Here is an 18,842-nt window from a genome sequence, read left to right as displayed (position 1 = left end):
GACGACACCACGAGGAGTACGACATGATCGGTCGGAGGGTGCGTCTGCTGGGAGTCGGCCTCGCCATGGCCTTCCTAGCGCAGATTCCGGTCGCCGCGGCGACCCACGCGGCACAACCGGCGTCGGCCGCGGCCGACACCTGCGCGACCAAGGCACGGCCCTCGGGCAAGGTGCTCCAGGGGTACTGGGAGAACTGGGACGGCGCCGCCAACGGCGTGCACCCCGGCCTCGGTTGGATCCCCATCACCGACAGCCGGATCGCCGCCCACGGCTACAACGTGATCAACGCGGCCTTCCCCGTCATCCAGTCCGACGGCACCGTGCTGTGGCAGGACGGCATGGACACCGGCGTCAAGGTCGCCACCCCGGCCGAGATGTGCCAGGCCAAGGCGGCGGGCGCCACGATCCTGATGTCCATCGGCGGGGCCGCGGCCGGCATCGACCTCAGCTCGAGCGCGGTCGCCGACCGCTTCGTCGCCACCGTCGTGCCGATCCTCCAGAAGTACAACTTCGACGGCATCGACATCGACATCGAGACCGGCCTGGTCGGCAGCGGCAACATCAACACCCTCTCCGCCTCGCAGGCCAACCTGGAGCGGATCATCGACGGCGTCCTGTCCCGGATGCCCGCGGGCTTCGGCCTGACGATGGCCCCCGAGACGGCGTACGTCACCGGCGGCAGCATCACCTACGGCTCGATCTGGGGCGCCTACCTGCCGATCGTGAAGAAGTACGCCGACAACGGCAAGCTCTGGTGGCTCAACATGCAGTACTACAACGGCAGCATGTACGGCTGCTCCGGCGACTCCTACCAGGCCGGTACGGTGGCCGGCTTCACCGCGCAGACCACCTGCCTCAACAAGGGGCTCGTCGTCCAGGGCGCCACCATCCGCGTCCCGTACGACAAGCAGGTCCCCGGCCTTCCCGCCCAACCCGGCGCGGGCGGCGGTTACATGACGACCGGTCTGGTCTCCCAGGCGTGGAACAGCTACAGCGGCGCGCTCAAGGGCCTGATGACCTGGTCGCTCAACTGGGACGGCTCGAAGAACTGGACCTTCGGCAACAACGTCAAGGCGCTGCAAGGCCGTTGATCCCGCGCGGGAATCCGGGGCGCCCGTCCGCGGCGGGCGGGCGTCCCGGTCAACTCCGCGCGAATAAGCGGAGACTCAGCCCTCGATCAGCACCGGAGCCAGCCTGCGCCACTCCGCCAGCGGCAACGGCCGCGCCGGATCGCCGGTGACCACCTGGACCGCGAGGTGGTCGGCGCCCGCGGCGAGGAATTCCGCCGCCCGCGCCGCGATGACGCTCTCGTCGCCCACGGCGAAGACCGCGTCCACCAGCCGGTCGCTGCCACCGCCCGCCAGGTCCTCCTCGATGAAGCCCGAACGCAGCAGATTGCTCGTGTAGTTGGGCAGCGCCAGGTACAGCTTCAGATGATCCCTGGCCTTGGCACGCCCCGACTCCAGGTCCGTGTCCAGCACGACCTTGACCTCGGGCGCGAGCAGCGGCCCCGCACCGAGGACCGCGCGCGCCTTCGCGGTGTGCTCGGGGGTGACCAGATACGGGTGCGCGCCGCCCGCACGGTCACGGGACAGCTCCAGCATCTTCGGGCCGAGCGCCGCCAGCACCCGCCGCCCGGCGGGCACCGGCTCCGGCGCCGCGTCCAGCGCCGCCAGGTAGTCGACCATGGCGGAGTACGGCCGCGCGTAGCGCTTGACCAGCGGGCCGTGGCTGACGCCGAGCCCGAGCAGGAACCGGCCCGGATGCGTACGCTCCACCGCCGCCCACTGCGAGGCGACGTCCGCGGCCTCGTCGTTCCAGATGTTGAGGATGCCGGTCGCCACGGTCAGCCGGGTGGTGGCCTTCAGCAGCGGCTCCGCGACGGCGACGCCGGGACTCCCGCCGAGCCAGACGGCGCCGTACCCCAGCGCCTCGACCTCGGCGGCGGCCTCGTCGTACGCGCCGGTGTACGTCACTCCGGCGCCGTTCACCGCCGCCGTCCAGGCGCCGCTCCAGATCCCGATCCTGCCCAGCCGGTCGTGCTGTCCCATGTGAGCCCTTCCTCGATGCGCGCCGCGCGCCCGCCCGGTCGGCCGGGCGCGGTCCGTCACCCATGCAAGCGGAACGGGCGGCCCGTCTGTTCCGCACCCGGTGAGCCGAACGGGTACGAACAGCCGGGCCGCCCGTGTGAGGCGCCCTGGGACGGCGACCCTAGGGGGTCAGCTCCACGATCCGGGTGAAGCTGTTCTGCGCCGCTGTCACCACGACGCGGACCCGCGTGGTGGTGACGGAGCCCGCGAAGGGTATCCAGCGGTACTGGTCGGTGTTGCCGGTGAGGTCGGCCTGTGTCACCCACGCCGCGCCGTCCCAGGTCTGGACGGTGAAGGCGGTCGGGACGCCGTCGCTGTGCGAGGCGAAGCCCACGCCGTTCAGCGTGGTCGGGGCGGGCGCGGTGACGGTCAGGGTGTCGGGGTACCGGGAGTCGGTGTCGTCGTTCCAGAAGGTGCTCAGATCACCGTCGACGGCATTGCCCGCGGTGTACGTACGGGTCGCGCCGTCCACGACGTTCGGCGCGTGTTCGCTGGAGGCGGCGGCCGTGGTGCCCTGCGGCCAACTGCCGAGGACCAGCACCTCGAGGGCGGCCTTGGCCGTCGTACCGTCGGACGACCGTACGGTCACGGTGACCGGATACGTACCGCTCCTCGTCCCGCTCGGCGGTGTGACCTTGACGTTCGCCAAGGTCGCGGTGGACGCTGGGGTCAGCGGGACGCGGGCGGGTGTGGACGTCACGGTCCAGCCCGCGGGGACGTCGGCGCCGACCGTGGCCGTGGCGCCGGGCGCGGTCGAGTGGCCCTCGACCACCGCGCCGATCGTCGTACCGCCGTTCCCCTTGACCAGTGCGGGCGCGGGCGCGCCCGCGGAGACCGACACCTGGGTGTACGGGGTCCGCGGCGGGCGGACGGTGAAGGTGTAGTCACCGGACCCGGCGGTCACGGTGAGCGTCGTGCCGTCCGCCGTGCCCACGCTCAGGCCGGGGTCGCTCCGGCCGCGGCGGCCGTCCGCGAAGATCGTCCGGCCGCTCTCGGTCACCGTCGACCGGGCGCCGCCGAGCAGCGGCACCTTGATGGTCGCGGTCGAGCCGACCGGCACCACCGCGTGGTAGGTCAGCGTGGACCCGTCGCGCTGCCAGGCGCTGATGACCGTGCCGCGCGCGGTCCGCTGCCGCGCGGAGACCCGGGTGAGGTCGCCGACCACGCTGGGCGCGAGGGTGAAGGCGCGGTACGCGGCGCCCGCCGGTCCCGTGTCCGGCTGGATGCCGCCGAGCTGCTGGTAGTACCACTGGCCGATCGAACCGGCGAGACCGATGTGGTCCTTGGACGAGGTGCCGTCCGCCGCCGAGGAGTTCGGCCACTTCTCCCAGATCGTGCCGGGGCCGTTGGCCACCATGTAGCCGAAGCTCGGGAAGTCGGTGCGCTCCGCGACGGCCAGCGCCACGTCGTTGCGGCCGGACATGCCGAGCGCCTGGTAGACGAAGGACGTGCCGACGAAGCCGGTCGTCACGTGATTGCCGTGCTTGGCGATGTCCTGGACGAGCCGGTCGACGGTCGCCTTCTGCTGAGCGGCCGGGACCAGACCGAGCACCAGGGGCATGGCGTAGGCCAGTTGGGTGCCGGTGCTCCACACACCGGTGTCGGCGTCGAGGAACCGCTTGGTGAAGCCCGCCCCGATCTGCCGCGCCAGGTCGGTGTAGCGCCTGGCGTCCGCGGTGTCGCCGACGACCGCGGCCATCTTCGCCAGCAGTGTGGCGTCCAGGAAGTAGTAGCCGGTCTGGAAGAAGACGTGCGGGGTGCTGACCGTCGCCACCCAGTCGTCGCCCCAGGAGCCGGGCGCGGCGGTGACGACGTGGTCGCTGTCGCTGATCGTGCCGAGGTAGTCGACCCAGCTCTTCACCTGCGCGTAATTGGCGCGCACCAGGCCCGCGTCGCCGTACTGCGTGTAGGAGTCCCAGATGATCTGCGGGTAGGCCGAGCCCCACGCGGGGTCGGTGAACCAGTCGGTGGCGCCCTGGGTGGGCGCGACCGAGGGCAGGCTGCCGTCGGGGTGGGCGCTGGTGACGACGGTCTGCGCCCACTGGTCGTAGAACGCCCGCATGTCGAAGTTGCTCATCGCCTCGACGTCGGTGTCGCCCGCGTCGCCGAGCCAGCCGTGCTTCTCTCGCGTCGGGCAGTCCAGCGGAATCGACTGGAGGTTGTTCAACTGGGTCTGCACGAGGGCGGTCTGAATGCTGTTCAGCACCGTGTTCGACGTGTCGAACTGTCCGGTCGTGGCGACGTCGGAGTGCACTTCTTGCGCGGTGACGGTGACGGCGGTGCCCGCGGGCACGCCGGTGAGCTGGGCGTACCGGAAGCCGGAGTAGTTGAAGTGCGGGGCGTAGGTCTCGGCGCCCTTGCCCGCGAAGGTGTAATGCTCGGTCTGCCGGACCGGATCGCCGTCGCCGAAGCTGATGTTGGACGTGGTGACCTGTCCGTCCGAGGCGAGGATCTCGCCCTTCTTGATGTCAACGGTGGTGCCGGACGGGGCGCTTGCCCTGATCGTCACCCAGCCGACGATGTTCTGCCCGAAGTCGTACACCTGCGACCCGGCCACCGGGTGCGTGACGGCCACCGGCTTGAAGGTTTTGACGATACGTGTCGGAGGCGTCGTGTCGGCCTGGAGCCGGGTCAGTGCGCTGAAGACGGTGGCCGGGTGGGCGCCGTACACGCCGAGTTCGGCGAGCCGGAGATTGCACCCGGAGCCGTTGCAGTACAGCTTGGTGGCCGTGACGCGCACATAACGGGCCGTCACCTCGGCCGGTATCGAAACCGACGTCGTACCGGGGTTGGGCTGGTCGGCGCCGGTACGGTCCACGAGGGTCGTCGCGGTGGCGAAGGTCGGATCGTCACCGGCCTCGACGCGGTAGCGGACCGGGAATCCGGCGCCGGGCAGGTCGCCCGCCGGGTCGTTGGTCGGCCGGGCGGGGAAGAGTCTGACGCCCGAGAGCGGCTGCGCGGAACCGAGGTCGACCTGCACCCACTTGGTGTCGTCCGCGGTCGTCGCCACGGCCGAGTGGTAGCCCTGGGAGGCGTCCGTCGAGCCGTCGACGCCGTCGGTGAGGGCGGCGGGCGACCAGCCGCAGCAGGAGGTCGTGTCCCGCGAGGTCACCGGCCTGCCCTGCGCGAGGCTCTGCGGGTGCGTCGCGGCGGCGACCGCCACGACGGGCTTCCACGCGCTGTCGTCGAAGCCCGCGGTGTCCCAGCCGGTCACGGCCCGGCGGGCGTCGTACGTCTCGCCGAGGTAGAAGTCGTCGCCGGTCACCGGCCCCGCGGTGGTGCGCCAGGCCGGTCCGGTGCCGAATGTTGCGGAGGTGCCGTCGGTGTAGGTGACGTTGAGCTGCGCGACGAAGGTCGGCTGCCCGGAGAACTGTCCCTTGCCCGCCATGAAGGCCAACGCGTTGTGTCCGCGCACCAGTTGCCGGGTGACGTCGAAGTCGCGGTAGAGCACGCGCTTGGTGTAGTCGGTCACCGTCGAGTTGAGCACCTGGCCGGGTTCGGCCACGGCGCCGTTGACGTGCGGTTCCACGATGCCCTGTGCGCCGAAGTACAGCCGGGCGCGGGCGACGGACTTGGGGAGGTCGACGCCGCCGCGCACCAGCGCGCCGTCGGCGACCCGCAGCCAGGACGCGGACCAGTCGGACGCGGAGAACAGCGCGGTGTCGAAGTGCGCGGGGGCCGACCAGGGGGAGCGGTCGCCCGCCCGGTCCCAGGTGCGCACCGACCAGGTGTAGGTGGTGTTGCTCGCCAGCGCGGGACCACCATAAGAACGATTCACCGAATCGGCCGAACGAACGCGGCCCGAATCCCACACCTGATGCGCGTGGCCGCCCTTCCCGACGGCCGCCGCCTCGACCACGACCTGATACGCCGTCTGCGCCTCGGCACGCCGCGAGTCGTTCACCACCCACGACAACGTGGGGCGCTGACCGCCGACGACCGCGTCCGAGGACTCCCCGTCCACCTGCAAGGACGTCGGCGCGAGTGCGCCGAGGTGCCCGGACGACGCCTGGGCGGGCGTCACCGAGCCGACGGCGGGAAGCAGGGCCGCGACGGCCGCGGTCACCGCGAGGAGCGCCGATCGGCGCCGGGGGGCGACGCGAGCGGCGGTCGTCCGGACCGGCCGCTTCACGGTGTTCTCCTGGTATGCGATCGAAACGTTTCAAGATGCATGGATAGATTCATACGGTGTGTGGCGGTGCCACGACAAGGTGTGCGACAGCGATTTCTGGGCCGGCCGAACCGGCGGTGACGCGACCCTTGACCCCCGGCGGTGCGGCCCTGCAAGAATTCGTGTGCGATTGGTTGATTCTGTTCAATGCCGGTTGTTCGCCCGTGAGTTGCCGACGCTCGGTCGAGGGCGCCGGAATGCGCGTACCTCAATGAGGAGGGATCCACCATGCCGGTCGATCGCAGGTCGTTCCTGATCGCGGGGGCGGCGGGGGCCGTCGCCGTACCCTCGCTCCCCGGTCTCACCGCAGTCGCGAGCGCCCGTTCCGGATCAACAGGAACCACCATTCCGCGGACGGTCGACCTCGCCGACGGGTGGCGTTTCGCCCTCGTCAACCCGGGCGGCATCACCGACCCGACCGGCGCCTACGCCGACGCCGCACAGCCCGGCTACGACGACTACCGCTGGCGCACCGTCCGCGTCCCGCACGACTGGAGCATCGAGCAGACCCCGACCACCGCCAACGGCACCTCGGGCGGCACCGGCTATCTGCCCGGCGGACTCGGCTGGTACCGCAAGGCGTTCACCCTGCCGCCCTCGGTCGCGGGACGCCGTGTCTCCGTCGAGTTCGACGGCGTCTACATGGACAGCAACGTCTACTGCAACGGCACACTCGTCGGCAACCACCCCTACGGCTACACGGGGTTCGCCCTCGACCTCACCGACCTGCTGCACACCGACGGCCGCACCCCCAACGTCATCGCCGTCGAGGTCCGCAACCAACTCCCCAGCAGCCGCTGGTACTCCGGCAGCGGCATCTACCGCAACGCCCGCCTGGTCATCACCGACCCCGTGCATGTCGCGCGCTGGGGCACCCATGTGACGACGCCGGGACTCGCCGACACCCTCGCCGCCTCGCACGGCAAGGGCTACGCCACCGTCCGCGCGCAGGTCTCGGTCGTCAACGAGTCGGGCGCGGCGCCCTCCGCCACCGTCGTCAACACCGTCCTCGACCGGCGCGGCCGCCAGGTGGCGAAGGCCAGTTCACCGCTGACGCTGCCCGGCGCGGGCGGAGCGCGGGACGTCACCGCCGAACTGCGCGTGGACCGCCCCGACCTCTGGTCGTTCGACACCCCGGAACACCGGTACTCCCTGCTGACCGAAGTCCGCGTCAACGGACGGACGGTGGACACGTACACCACCGGCTTCGGCATCCGCCACGTCACGATCGACCCCGACCGCGGGCTGTTCGTCAACGGGCGGTACGCCAAGCTCAAGGGCGTCGACCTGCACCACGACCAGGGCGCGCTCGGCGCCGCCGTCCACATCGACGCGGTGCGCCGCCAGATGACGATCATGCGGTCGATGGGCGTCAACGCCTTCAGGACCTCGCACAATCCGCCGTCGCCGGAGATCGTCCAGGTCTGCGAGGAACTGGGCATCGTCATGATGGTCGAGGCGTTCGACTGCTGGCGCAGCGGCAAGAACACCTACGACTACGGCCGGTTCTTCGACGCCCACAGCGCCGCCGACATCACCGAGATGGTCGACGCGGCCCGCAACTCGCCCGCCGTCATCCTGTGGTCGATCGGCAACGAGATCCCCGACTCCACCAGCACCGCGGGCCTCGGCATGGCCGACGGGCTGATCACCGCGGTCCGCGCGCGCGACACCAGCCGTCCGGTCGTCATCGGCTCCGACAAATACCGCGGCCTGCCCGCGGTCGGCTCCGCCGCCGACCTCATGCTCGCCAAACTCGACGGCCTCGGCCTCAACTACAACACCGCGGCCTCCGTGGACGCCCTGCACGCCCGCTACCCGCACCTGTTCCTCTTCGAGTCCGAGTCGTCGTCCGAGACCTCGACCCGCGGCGCCTACCAGGAGCCGGAACACCTCAACACCGGCGAGAACCACACCCCGGGCAAGCGCGCCACCTCCAGCTACGACAACAACCTCGCGTCCTGGACGATGAGCGGCGAGTACGGCCTGAAGAAGGACCGCGACCGCGCCTTCTTCGCCGGCGAATTCCTCTGGTCGGGCACCGACTACATCGGCGAACCCACGCCCTACGGCGTCTTCCCGGTGAAGGCGTCCTTCTTCGGCGCCGTCGACACCGCGGGCTTCCCCAAGGACATGTACCACCTCTTCCGCAGCCAGTGGACGAGCGAGCCGATGGTCCACCTGGTGCCCATGGACTGGACCGACCACACGCCGGGCGAGACCGTCGAGGTCTGGGCATACGCCAACGTGGACACCGTCGAGCTGTATCTCAACGGCCGCTCGCTCGGGGTGCGGCGCTTCGACACCAAGAAGACCGTCGACGGGCGGACGTATCTGGAGACCACCGAGGCGACCGGCGACGACAAGACGGTCACCGGCGGCCCGTACCCCGGCAGCTACACCAGCCCCAACGGCAGCGCGGGCAAACTCCACCTGACCTGGAAAGTCCCCTTCGCACCCGGTGAGTTGAAGGCCGTCGCCCGGAAGAACGGCAGGACGGTCGCGACCGACGTGCTGCGCACCGCGGGCGAGCCGCGCGGCCTGCGCCTGACGCCGGACCGCGACTCCCTGACCGCCGACGGCGACCGCCTGGCCTTCGTCACCGCCGAGGTGATCGACGCGCACGGCACCGTCGTCCCCGGCGCCGGCCATCTGATCACCTTCAAGACCACCGGCGGCTCCCTGGCCGGAGTCGACAACGGACAGCAGGAGAGCGCCGAGCGCTACCAGGCCACCACCAGAACCGCCTTCCACGGCAAGGCACTCGCCATCGTCCGCTCGGGCACCGAGGCGGGCCGCCTCACCCTGACCGCGAGCGCGCCGGGGCTGCACCCCGCGTCCACCTCGATACGGACCGGCCGCGCGTCGGGACCCGTCGCCACCACACCCCCGGTCCGCTTCTCACCCGACCCGGGCCCAGGGCCCGTCAGCTACCCGCTGGCGGACGCCAGTTACTCCGGCGCGGGCAACGCGCTGCCCGCCGCGATGCTCGACGGCAACCCCGCCACCGGCTGGTCCAACGCCTTCAACAAGAGCGCCACCGCCCTGCTGCCCGCCTTCCACGGCGCCCGCCCCGCCGACTGGGTCTCGGTCGCCTGGGCCGCGCCGCAGCGGATCGACACCCTCTCGGTCACCTTCACCGTCGACGCCACCCACTCGCTGCCCGGCGCCGTCACGCTCTCCTATTGGGACGGCGACCGCTACGTGCCCGTCAAGAACCCGGCGATCACCTGGGCGACGGCGAGCGGCGCGCCGACGGTCATCACCTTCCCCGCCGTCCGCACCCCGCGGCTGCGCCTCGACCTGACCAGCGCCGCCCCCGGCACACCCGACGGCGCCCAGCGCATCACCGACTTCACCGTCAGCGGGAGCTGACCGCGCCGCCGTCACCGTTCGGTCGTGGTCCGTACCCAGGCGCCCCCGCCTCCGGGCGCGGGGGGGGGCGCCGGGCCCGGGGCAGAACGGGCAGACCGGGAAGGCCGATCCCGCCGCGGTCGCCCGGATTCTGGCCGCTCAGCCGGGCACCCGCTCCTACCTCGGCACCGGGTCGGGCGAGGCGGTCGTCGCCGACCGGTTCCTGAAGGCGGCCGGGGTCCGGGTCGGCGACACCGTCACCCTGGAGCACGACGGCCGCGGCACGCCGGTCCGTATCGTCGGCGAAGCGCTGTCCACGGGCGACTCGGGCACGCGGGTCCTGATGGACGAACGGACGCTCACCCGCGTCGGACTGGCCTTCCGGCCGGACACGTTCTCCGTGCGCCTGACGGCGGGCACCGACCGCGACCGCTACCTCGCGGCCCTCGACACCGCGCTCGGCCTCGGCGTGTTCAAAGCGCTCGGCATGGCGCCGCGGCAGACGGTCGCGATGGTGCTCACCTCGGCGGGCTCGGTCGGCGCGGTCGCGGGACTCGCGGGTGTGCCGCCCGGTATCGCCCTGCACGGCCATGTGCTGCCGATCATGGGCGAAGCGGCCGGTACGGGTATCCCGCACGCCGACCTCGCGGTTTACCACGCCCCGCAGATCGCCCTGCTCGCGGTGGCGGGCCTGGCCATCGCCGCGGGCGGGGCGCTGCTCCCGGCGAGCTGGGCGGCCAGGACGCGGACGGCGGTGGCGCTGCGGACCGAATGACGGGGTGACCGGGTGACCGAGCGACGGGTCGGGACGGGGGCGCCGGTCGTTACGAGGCGTCCTCGTCCTCTTCCTCGTGCGGGGCCTCCGGCGGCGCGAGGAACGGGTCGTTGACCGGCGCCGGGTTGGGCACGGTGGCCGGGCGCGGGGCGGTCTGCTCCGGATTGGAGAAGAGCGAAGGCGAAGAGTCCATGAAGATCCCCCAGTGAGTGGTGATGACGGCGGTCGCCGCTGTCTCGGTCCGCCCGCGGCGGTCGTCGCCGTCATTGGTGACGGCTCCGCCCTGGTGCGTGGGAAAACGGCAGGTCGTCCTGGGACGACGGTACGCGCCGCCTATGACGGTACGCCCTGCGGGCCGCAGGACCGAACGTGGCGTTGGCCCTGGCGGGTCGGCGGGGTCCGGAGCGGGGTCGAAGGGGGCCCGGCGCCGGCCTCGGTGCGGCCCGGCTCGGGCCTGTCGCGGCGCTGCGGCGGTCCCGTCGCGGCCCGGTCGCGGCCCGGTCCCGCGCGGTCAGTCGTGCGGGCGGCCGGGGGAGGGCGGGCCGGGGGCGGCGGCTTCGGGCGCGCCGCGCACCAGGGCGCGGCTCGTGGCCACCGCGAGGTCCGCGGTGCCGTCGACTCCCTCCCGCGGGCTCACGCGGCTGAAGAGGCCGCCGGGGTGCAGTGTCGCGTAGCCGTGGGCGGCCGTCACGTGCTGCTCCAGGAGCGTCAGCGCGGCGGCGGGACCCTGACCGAGGGCGTCCTGGGCCAGTTCGAAGAGCAGGTCCACCAGTCGGCGGCCCGCGTCGGCGAGGTCCCGGTCCTGGAGCGCCACCAGGGGCCTGGCGAAGATCACGTCGAAACCGGCGCCGCGCGCGCCGACGTAGCGGACGTACGCCCCCGCGGTCGCCGCGAAGCGCTCGGCCGGGTCCTGGCCCGCGCCGTCGGCCGCCTGCCGGAACCGCTCGGCCAGTTCCTCGGCGGCGCGGGTCGCGACCGCGGCCAAGAGGTGGTCGCGGTCGGCGAAGTGCCGGTAGGGCGCTGCCGTGCTCACCCCGAGCCTGCGGGCGACCCGCGCGACCGAGAAGGCCGCGGGCCCCGCCTCCGCCAGCAGATCGAAGCTCGCCTCGATCAGCGCGGGGCGCAGCTCGCCGTGGTGGTAGCGGCCCCGCTGGGGGCCGCCCTGCGCGTTCCCCGACACGGGCCGCCTCCTCGCGCGCTGGACGTGATAGTCCTCTTACCGTACCGTAGTGATAGCCCTCTTACATTCCTCGTGCGCGGAACTCCCCCCGCACACTCGAACCCCTCAATCCCGCAGGGACGGAAAAGTCATGACCGAAATCAAGGACAAGGTCGTCGCGATCACAGGAGCCAGCAGCGGAATCGGCGAGGCGACCGCGCTGCTGCTCGCCGAACGCGGCGCGAAAGTGGTGCTCGGTGCCCGTGGGACGGACCGGCTCGCCGCGGTCGCCGCACGGATCGGGAAAGCGGGCGGCGAGGTCGCCCACCTGCGCACCGACGTGCGCAGCCGCGCCGACGTCGCCGGGCTCGTGGGTCTGGCGACCGAGCGCTACGGGCGGCTCGACGTGCTGGTCAGCAACGCGGGGGCGATGCCGATCTCCCCGCTCGACGAACTGCGCGTCGAGGACTGGGAGGAGATGGTCGACGTCAATCTCAAAGGCGTGCTGTACGGCATCGCCGCCGCGCTTCCGGTATTCCGCGCGCAGGGCTTCGGCCATTTCGTGAACACCGCGTCCACGGCGGCCCACCGAATTGTGCCCAGTCAGTCGGTCTATTCGGGTACGAAAATGGCCGTGCGCGCCGTCTCCGAGGGCCTGCGGCAGGAAGCGGGGGGCAAGCTGCGGGTGACGATCGTCTCGCCCGGCATGACGAGGACCGAATTCGCGGGCGGCATGCGGCGCCCCGAAGCGCGCGCCAAGCTGGCCGAGATGGTGGAAGGGATCGCGATGCCGCCGGACGCCGTCGCCCGCGCCATCGCCTTCGCGATCGAGCAGCCCGCCGACATCGACGTCGGCGAGATCGTCGTCCGCCCGACCGCGCAGAGCTGACGGCGCGGGACCGGGTCGGCCGGTCCCGCGCCGCCGGTACGCCAACGCCGCACCTCGGACGGTCAGCGGTCAGGGGTCCGGGGTCAGCGGTCAGGAGGCGGCGGGTCTCAGGCGGTCGTGGTCGTCATCTGCCCGGTGCCGCTGTCCTGGAGCCACTGCGACCAGGACAGGTTGAAGTCGGCGTAGCCGTTGTTACCCGGGGCCTTGCCGCGCGGGGAGCCGGTGATGGTGACCGGGTCGCCCTGCTTGACGTAGTTGTAGAACCACTTGGCGTCGGTGAGCGACAGGTGGACGCAGCCGTGCGAACCGAAGCTGTGCCCCGGCTGCGGGTCCCCGGTCGAGTAGTGGATGTACGTGCCCGAATTCGTCAGGTGCACGTCCCACGGCAGGGTCAGGTCGTAGTAGTCCGGATTGCTCTTGTCGCAGGTTATGTGGACGCTACAGGACGTCATGTGGACCTTCTCCGCCTTGTCGATGACGGCCATCGTCCCGTCCCAGGACGGCCACGTGGGGCTGCCCGCGTCGATCGGCAGGGTCTTCACGACCTGTCCGTTGTGCGTGACCTTCATCGTGTGACCCGGCACCGACACGGTCGCCTCGTTGTCGTCGCCGACGGTGAACGCGTGGTGGTAGCCGTGCACCCCGTACCGCCCGTTGCCGTTGGGCACATCGGTCAGATTCGCGTCGACCGTGACCTTCGTGCCCGGCTTCCAGTACGACTCGGGCCGGAAGTCGACCCGGGTGGTGCTGAACCAGTGCCAGGCGCCGGTGGTCGGCACGGACGTGGTGATCTTGAGGTGCTTCTCTATGTTCGCGCGGGCCGAGGCCGCCACCGGGTTGGTGAAGAGCACCGAGACCGGCATCGCGACGCCGACCGTGGTCCCGGTCTGCGGGGTAATCGTGTCGAGCAGCATCGGCGGCCCCTTCGGGGTCGGCTTCGTCGGCGAGGGCGTGGCGCTCGGCTTCGCCGACGCCGACGCCTTCCCGTCGGCAGCGGACGAGGCGGCGTCGTGCCCGCTCCCGCCGCACGCGCTCGTGCCCGCGAGCACCGCTCCGGCCACCAGCGCGATACCCAAGCTGCCCCTGAACCGACTCATGCCCGTGCTCCACTCGTATCACTGCGTCACTTACGTCCGGTACGTACGGTCGTGTCCCGGCGCGTCCGCTACGCCTGATCACCACGGTACGTCTACTACAGACCCCTACCCGATCACGGCGGTTGCAGGGCTCACGTAAAGCGACGGCCAAGCCTGCCGGATCGCCGCGTGGCGCCTGTCACACAGGGTGATGCGGTGTCACCGGGCGTGTGCCCGGCGCCCGGACGCGCGGAATCGCCGCCCGGACACGCGGAATCCGCGCTGAGACGCGGAATCAGCGGCCGGACACGCGGAATCCGTACTCGGACCCGCGGACGCGGTGTCCGATCAGCCGGGACTCAGTGCTTGATCAGGCAGAAGGGGTGCCCCGCGGGGTCCGCGTAGACGCGCCAGCTCCGGGTCCCGGCGCCGTCGTCGAGCAGGATCGCACCCCTGGCCAGCACCTTCTCCTCGGCCTCGGCCAGATCGGGCACGCCGAAGTCGAGGTGGAACTGCTGCGGGGAGGCGGGCTCCGGCCAGCGCGGCCTGCGGTATTCGGTGACCCGCTGGAAGGCCAGCACCAGCCCGGCCGCGGTGTGCAGTGTCGCCCAGCCGTCGCTCAACGACCAGCGCGGATCGGGCCGGTCGACCGTACCGCCGAGCAACGACTTGTAGAACCTGGCGAGTTCCGCCGGATCGGAACAGTCGAGCACCACGCACTGCAATTCGGCAATCATGAACAGAGCGTAGGGGGCACGGCGGCTCCGGCGCGCGACGGCGGGGCCGAAACCGGCGGTACGGCCCCCGCACGACGGAATCTTGCGAACGGGACCTGTCTCACGCCGTCACACCTGGCGATAATGCGGGGCATGGGGTCAGTGATCACCGTGGTGTCGGTCGCGCTGGTGGTCGCGGGCGCCGCGGCGGCCCTGTTCTGGCTGGTTCGCGGGCGCAGGGGATTCGGGACGCCCGCCGACCGGGCCGCCTTCGCCACCCTGCACTCGGCGTCACTGGCCGCGCCCCCGCTGCGCAACGGCCTCGACCCCGAGTCGGCCCGCAGCGCCGCCCGCCATCTGCGGGCGCTGCTCGGCACACCCGCGCTGGCCGTCATCGGCGACAGCGAACTGCTGGCCTGGGAAGGTCCGGGCCGCAGACACGCGGCGCAGGCCGTGGAACACGCGCGGGAGGCGATGGACGCCGGGCGGCCGTGGGTGGTCCCGGCCGAGGAGATCCACTGCGGCGACGACCGGTGCCCGATCCGCAGCGCCGTCGTCGTACCGCTGGTGGTGGACGGCCTGGTCGTCGGCGCGCTGTCGGTGTACGCGCGCCAGGTGTCGGCGGGCCTGGTCAGAGCCGCGGGCGAGGTCGCGCACTGGGTCATCTCGCAGTTGGAACTCGCCGAGCTGGACCGCTCGCGCACCCGGATGATCGAAGCCGAATTGCGCGCGCTGCGGGCGCAGATCTCCCCGCACTTCGTCTACAACTCGCTGACCGCCATAGCCTCCTTCGTCCGCACCGACCCCGACCAGGCCCGTGAACTGCTCCTCGAATTCGCCGAGCTGACGCGCTACAGCCTGCGCAGGCACGGCCAGTTCTCCACCCTCGCCGAGGAGTTGCGGTCCGTCGACCGCTATCTGCGCCTGGAACGCGCCCGGTTCGGCTCCCGGCTCCGCGTCGATCTGCTCATCGCGCCCGAAGTGCTGCCGGTGGCCGTACCGTTCCTCTGCCTCCAGCCGATCGTTGAGAACGCCGTACGCCACGGACTCGGACCCAAGTCGACGCCGGGGCGCATCACCATCAGGGCCGAGGACGCGGGCGCGGAGTGCCGCATCAGTGTGGAGGACGACGGCGTGGGCATGGACCCCGAGGAGGTCAGGATGCGGCTCGCCGGGGAGGACGACGGCGACTCGCTCGGCCTGGGCAATGTCGACGAGCGGCTGCGTACGGTCTTCGGCGACGAGTACGGCCTGGTGGTGGAGACCGCCCCCGGCGCCGGGACGAAGGTCAACGTCCGGGTGCCCAAGTACCGGAACGGAGTACGCGCATCGTGAAACCGTTGCAGGTCCTGGCCGTCGACGACGAACCGCCCGCCCTGGAGGACCTGACGTATCTGCTGCGCGGCGACCGGCGGGTCGGCCGGGTGCTCAGCGCGGGCAGCAGCGACGAGGCCCTGCGGCTGCTGGAGGACGAGTCGGTCGAGGCCGTCTTCCTCGACATCCGGATGCCGGGCCTCGACGGCCTCGACCTGGTCCGCGTCCTCGGCCGCTTCGCCCGGCCGCCCGCGGTCGTCTTCGTCACCGCCTACGAGGACTTCGCCGTCGACGCCTTCGCCCTCAAGGCCTGCGACTACCTGCTCAAACCGGTCGGCAGGGAACGGCTGGCCGAGGCGGTCCGCCGCGTCGCCGCCGTCATCGAGGGCAACACACCGGGAGCCGCCCCGGCGGGCCGTTCCGACGAGCGCATCCCGGTCGACCTCGGCGGAGTCACCCGCTTCATCCGCCGCGAGGACGTCGCGTACGTCGAGGCGCAGGGGGACTACGTACGCCTGCACGCGGGCGGCCACGCGCCACTGGTCCGGATAGCGCTCGCCGTCCTGGAGGAGCGCTGGGCGCAGCACGGCTTCGTCCGCATCCACCGCGGGTACCTGGTCTCGCTCCGCCACGTGGAGGAGCTGCGCTCGGACGCCGGGCACTGGACGGTACGCGTGGCGGGCGGTGAACTCCCGGTCAGCCGACGCCACTCCAGGGAACTGCGGGACCTGCTGATGCAGTGGTCGCCCGCGCCCGGCGAGGGGCCGTCATGAGCGGTACGCAACCGCCACCGCCGCGCCGGGTCGCGGTGACCGCGCCGCGCCGCGACCGTACCGGCGGCTGGTCCGCGCGAGCCGTCGCCGAGGACCTGCACGCGCAGCCGCGCCTCGGCCAGGTCTATGTCCGCTCCCTGGTCAGGGACCAACTGCGGCTCTCGCTCGGCGTGCTGGCCGTCCTCGCGGTCGTCATCGGCGGTCTGCCCGCCGCCTTCGCGCTCGCGCCGGGGCTGCGCACGGTGGCCGTCCTCGGGGTCCGGCTCGCCTGGCTGCTGCTCGGCGTCGTCGCCTACCCGCTGCTGGTGGGCGCGGCCTGGTTCCACGTACGGCACGCGGAGCGCGTCGAGCGGGACTTCACGGATCTGCTCAACGCCCCGGACGCGCCGCCGGGTTCGGGCCCGGCACCCGCGGCCCCGACGGACACCGCCTTTGACCCGGCGGCGCAGGCCGCGCCCACCGCCCCTGACCCGGCACCCGCGGCCCCGACGCCCGGCGCCCCTGACCCGGCGGCGGGACCCGCGCCCACCGCCTCTGACCCGGCGACGGGCCCCGCGCCCAGCGCCCCCGGCCCGGAGGCCGGATGAATCCGGCGCTCGGCTTCACCGCCCTCGTCGTCGTCCTCGTGGCGACCGTCGTGGTCGGCTTCTACGGCCTGCGGCTGTCCCGCGCCACCTCCGACTTCTACGTCGCCTCCCGCGAGATCTCACCGCTGTGGAACGCCTCGGCGATCGGCGGCGAGTATCTGTCGGCCGCCTCCTTCCTGGGCGTCGCGGGCCTGTTGATGGCCTACGGCGTCGACATGCTGGCCTACCCGGTGGGTTACACGGCCGGATATCTGGTGCTGTTGCTGCTGGTCGCGGCGCCCCTGCGCCGCTCGGGCGCGTACACGCTGCCGGACTTCGCCGAGGAACGCCTCGGGTCCACCGCCGTGCGCCGGGTGGCGAGCGTCTTCGTCGCCGTCATCGCCTGGCTCTACCTCGTACCGCAGTTGCAGGGCGCGGGCCTGACCCTCCAGACGGTGACGGGCGCGCCGCGCTGGGTCGGCGCGGTGGTCGTGGCGGTGGCCGTCGTCGGCGTCTCGGCGGCGGGCGGCATGCGCAGCGTCACCCTCGTGCAGGGCTTCCACTTCTGGCTGAAGCTCACCGCCATCGCGGTGCCCGCCGTCTTCCTCGTCCTGGCCTGGCGGTCGGCGGGCACCCCCTCGCTGACCGCGCCCGACGTGCCGCGCTTCCCGCACACCACGGTCGTACGGCTCGACAGCCAGGTCCGCTTCGACGTGGCGACACCCGTGACGGTGACGGTCAGCGGCACCCTCGACGGCACGGCCTACGGCGCCAAGGGGGCGTCGCGCGCGGAGCGACACGGCGTGCCCGTACGGCTGGTGCGCGGCGAGCACACGGCGGAAGGCGGCACCGGCCTGACCTTCCCCGAAGGCGTCCCCGTGCCGCACAAGGTCGGCCTCGCACCGGCGACCGGCGCCAGGTGGGCGAGCCCGCTGTCCGGCGCGGGCGGCAGATCGCACCCGCTGTACGCCGTCTACTCGATCCTGCTGGCCACCTTCCTCGGCACGATGGGCCTGCCGCACGTCCTCGTCCGCTTCTACACCAACCCCGACGGACGGGCCGCCCGCCGTACGACGCTGCTCGTCCTGATCCTGCTGAGCGGCTTCTACCTGCTGCCGCCGGTCTACGGGGCGCTCGGCCGGATCTTCGCGCCGCAACTGCTGCTCACCGGGCAGACCGACACCGCGGTACTGGTGCTGCCGCAGATCACCCAGGCCGGTGAGGCGGGGCGGCTGCTGGCGGCGCTGGCGACCGCGGGAGCCTTCGCGGCCTTCGTGTCGACCGCGTCGGGACTCACGGTGTCGGTGGCGGGCGTGGTCTCGCAGGACCTGCTGCGCGGCTCGACCCACGGCTTCCGCTGGGCCTCGCTCGCGGCGGCCGTACCGCCGCTGGCGATGACGGTCGCGACCCCCGGCCTGCCGGTGGCCGACGCGATCGGCCTGGCCTTCGCCGTCGCCGCCTCGTCCTTCTGCCCGTTGCTGGTGCTGGGCATCTGGTGGCGCGGACTGACCGACCTGGGCGCGCTGTTCGGCCTGGTGGCCGGTGGCGGACTCGCCGCCGTCGCGGTCGTGCTGACCAGCGTGCGCGGACCCGGCGGCGGCTGGAGCGCCGCGCTGCTCGAAGAACCCGCGGCCTGGACCGTCCCCGTGGCCTTCGCCGTCATGGTCGTCGGGTCGCTGCTGACCCGCGGCCGGATCTCGCGCGCGGACGTCGACCGGGTGATGCTGCGCATGCACCTGCCGGAGGAGGTCGGCGCGCAGCCGGAACCCGGTCAGCCCGGTCGACTCGGCGTCCCCGCGCCGCGGGAGACGCCCGGCGCGCCGGGACCCGCCGCTGAGCGGTCACCGACCGTTCGCCGTATCTGACCGACCGCTCACCGTATCTGACGGACCGTCCGTCGCCCGGACCCGACCGCTGGGCGACGCCCGCTGTGGTGCTGTGGCCCCCCGACGTCGGCGT

Annotated in this window: 14 protein-coding genes; 8 read left to right on the top strand and 6 right to left on the bottom strand. The window is 72.2% G+C overall.

What is annotated here, in order from left to right:
* Positions 1 to 23: 23 nt before the first annotated feature.
* On the top strand, positions 24 to 1,091 hold the full coding sequence (locus ACIO6U_RS14300) for a chitinase (protein ID WP_355341605.1): 1,068 nt from the start codon (positions 24 to 26) through the stop codon (positions 1,089 to 1,091).
* Between the two features lie 75 nt (positions 1,092 to 1,166).
* Here ACIO6U_RS14300 and ACIO6U_RS14295 read toward each other — a convergent pair whose 3' ends face one another.
* The gene (locus ACIO6U_RS14295; protein WP_401718817.1) at positions 1,167 to 2,051 is read right to left on the bottom strand and encodes an LLM class F420-dependent oxidoreductase; all 885 of its coding nucleotides are present in this window, start codon (positions 2,049 to 2,051) and stop codon (positions 1,167 to 1,169) included.
* A gap of 160 nt (positions 2,052 to 2,211) precedes the next feature.
* The gene (locus tag ACIO6U_RS14290; protein WP_401718814.1) at positions 2,212 to 6,222 is read right to left on the bottom strand and encodes a family 78 glycoside hydrolase catalytic domain; all 4,011 of its coding nucleotides are present in this window, start codon (positions 6,220 to 6,222) and stop codon (positions 2,212 to 2,214) included.
* Between the two features lie 267 nt (positions 6,223 to 6,489).
* Here ACIO6U_RS14290 and ACIO6U_RS14285 point away from each other — a divergent pair, with 267 nt between their 5' ends.
* Both ACIO6U_RS14285 and ACIO6U_RS14280 read left to right on the top strand, forming a co-directional pair.
* Positions 6,490 to 9,636 carry a glycoside hydrolase family 2 TIM barrel-domain containing protein gene (locus tag ACIO6U_RS14285; protein ID WP_401718811.1) on the top strand — a complete coding sequence of 1,049 codons (3,147 nt, stop codon included), beginning with the start codon at positions 6,490 to 6,492 and terminating at the stop codon, positions 9,634 to 9,636.
* A 322-nt stretch (positions 9,637 to 9,958) separates the two neighbouring features.
* Positions 9,959 to 10,390, top strand: a complete 432-nt coding sequence (locus tag ACIO6U_RS14280) for a hypothetical protein (RefSeq protein ID WP_401718808.1) — start codon at positions 9,959 to 9,961, stop codon at positions 10,388 to 10,390.
* 49 nt (positions 10,391 to 10,439) lie between these two features.
* Here the strand turns inward: ACIO6U_RS14280 and ACIO6U_RS14275 are convergent, their stop codons facing one another.
* Both ACIO6U_RS14275 and ACIO6U_RS14270 read right to left on the bottom strand, forming a co-directional pair.
* On the bottom strand, positions 10,440 to 10,583 hold the full coding sequence (locus ACIO6U_RS14275; RefSeq protein ID WP_391045879.1) for a hypothetical protein: 144 nt from the start codon (positions 10,581 to 10,583) through the stop codon (positions 10,440 to 10,442).
* A gap of 318 nt (positions 10,584 to 10,901) precedes the next feature.
* Positions 10,902 to 11,570, bottom strand: a complete 669-nt coding sequence (locus tag ACIO6U_RS14270) for a TetR family transcriptional regulator (protein WP_391045877.1) — start codon at positions 11,568 to 11,570, stop codon at positions 10,902 to 10,904.
* 130 nt (positions 11,571 to 11,700) lie between these two features.
* On the opposite strand from ACIO6U_RS14270, the gene ACIO6U_RS14265 reads away from it, so the two are divergent.
* Positions 11,701 to 12,438, top strand: coding sequence for an SDR family oxidoreductase (locus tag ACIO6U_RS14265; RefSeq protein ID WP_401718804.1), 738 nt, complete (start codon positions 11,701 to 11,703; stop codon positions 12,436 to 12,438).
* Positions 12,439 to 12,545: 107 nt separating this feature from the next.
* On the opposite strand, the gene ACIO6U_RS14260 is transcribed toward ACIO6U_RS14265, so the two are convergent.
* The gene (locus ACIO6U_RS14260) at positions 12,546 to 13,535 is read right to left on the bottom strand and encodes an Ig-like domain-containing protein (RefSeq protein WP_391045872.1); all 990 of its coding nucleotides are present in this window, start codon (positions 13,533 to 13,535) and stop codon (positions 12,546 to 12,548) included.
* Positions 13,536 to 13,873: 338 nt separating this feature from the next.
* Positions 13,874 to 14,251, bottom strand: a complete 378-nt coding sequence (locus tag ACIO6U_RS14255) for a VOC family protein (protein ID WP_188284292.1) — start codon at positions 14,249 to 14,251, stop codon at positions 13,874 to 13,876.
* A 123-nt stretch (positions 14,252 to 14,374) separates the two neighbouring features.
* On the opposite strand from ACIO6U_RS14255, the gene ACIO6U_RS14250 reads away from it, so the two are divergent.
* The 4 genes from ACIO6U_RS14250 to ACIO6U_RS14235 are packed head-to-tail and all read left to right on the top strand — an operon-like array spanning position 14,375 to position 18,748.
* Entirely contained in the window at positions 14,375 to 15,565 is a 1,191-nt protein-coding gene (locus ACIO6U_RS14250; protein ID WP_401718802.1) for a sensor histidine kinase, read from the top strand.
* Positions 15,562 to 16,317 carry a LytTR family DNA-binding domain-containing protein gene (locus tag ACIO6U_RS14245; protein ID WP_355341632.1) on the top strand — a complete coding sequence of 252 codons (756 nt, stop codon included), beginning with the start codon at positions 15,562 to 15,564 and terminating at the stop codon, positions 16,315 to 16,317. The genes ACIO6U_RS14250 and ACIO6U_RS14245 overlap by 4 nt, the downstream gene beginning before the upstream one ends.
* The gene (locus ACIO6U_RS14240; RefSeq protein ID WP_401718798.1) at positions 16,314 to 16,904 is read left to right on the top strand and encodes a hypothetical protein; all 591 of its coding nucleotides are present in this window, start codon (positions 16,314 to 16,316) and stop codon (positions 16,902 to 16,904) included. The genes ACIO6U_RS14245 and ACIO6U_RS14240 overlap by 4 nt, the downstream gene beginning before the upstream one ends.
* A complete protein-coding gene (locus tag ACIO6U_RS14235; protein ID WP_401718795.1) occupies positions 16,901 to 18,748 on the top strand; it encodes a cation acetate symporter in 1,848 nt (615 codons plus the stop codon). The genes ACIO6U_RS14240 and ACIO6U_RS14235 overlap by 4 nt, the downstream gene beginning before the upstream one ends.
* Positions 18,749 to 18,842: the final 94 nt, after the last annotated feature.

The sequence above is a fragment of the Streptomyces sp. NPDC087422 genome (assembly GCF_044744145.1).
Taxonomy (GTDB): Bacteria; Actinomycetota; Actinomycetes; order Streptomycetales; family Streptomycetaceae; genus Actinacidiphila.
This window is presented reverse-complemented; position numbering and strand designations above follow the sequence as displayed.

Bases quoted from the DNA above. Each gene is read 5' to 3' on its own strand.
- ACIO6U_RS14255 (WP_188284292.1), bottom strand. From the start codon at position 14,251: ATGATTGCCGAATTGCAGTGCGTGGTGCTCGACTGTTCCGATCCGGCG.
- ACIO6U_RS14265 (WP_401718804.1), top strand. From the start codon at position 11,701: ATGACCGAAATCAAGGACAAGGTCGTCGCGATCACAGGAGCCAGCAGC.
- ACIO6U_RS14280 (WP_401718808.1), top strand. From the start codon at position 9,959: ATGGACGAACGGACGCTCACCCGCGTCGGACTGGCCTTCCGGCCGGAC.
- ACIO6U_RS14300 (WP_355341605.1), top strand. From the start codon at position 24: ATGATCGGTCGGAGGGTGCGTCTGCTGGGAGTCGGCCTCGCCATGGCC.
- ACIO6U_RS14240 (WP_401718798.1), top strand. From the start codon at position 16,314: ATGAGCGGTACGCAACCGCCACCGCCGCGCCGGGTCGCGGTGACCGCG.
- ACIO6U_RS14235 (WP_401718795.1), top strand. From the start codon at position 16,901: ATGAATCCGGCGCTCGGCTTCACCGCCCTCGTCGTCGTCCTCGTGGCG.
- ACIO6U_RS14285 (WP_401718811.1), top strand. From the start codon at position 6,490: ATGCCGGTCGATCGCAGGTCGTTCCTGATCGCGGGGGCGGCGGGGGCC.
- ACIO6U_RS14260 (WP_391045872.1), bottom strand. From the start codon at position 13,535: ATGAGTCGGTTCAGGGGCAGCTTGGGTATCGCGCTGGTGGCCGGAGCG.
- ACIO6U_RS14275 (WP_391045879.1), bottom strand. From the start codon at position 10,583: ATGGACTCTTCGCCTTCGCTCTTCTCCAATCCGGAGCAGACCGCCCCG.
- ACIO6U_RS14295 (WP_401718817.1), bottom strand. From the start codon at position 2,051: ATGGGACAGCACGACCGGCTGGGCAGGATCGGGATCTGGAGCGGCGCC.
- ACIO6U_RS14250 (WP_401718802.1), top strand. From the start codon at position 14,375: ATGCGGGGCATGGGGTCAGTGATCACCGTGGTGTCGGTCGCGCTGGTG.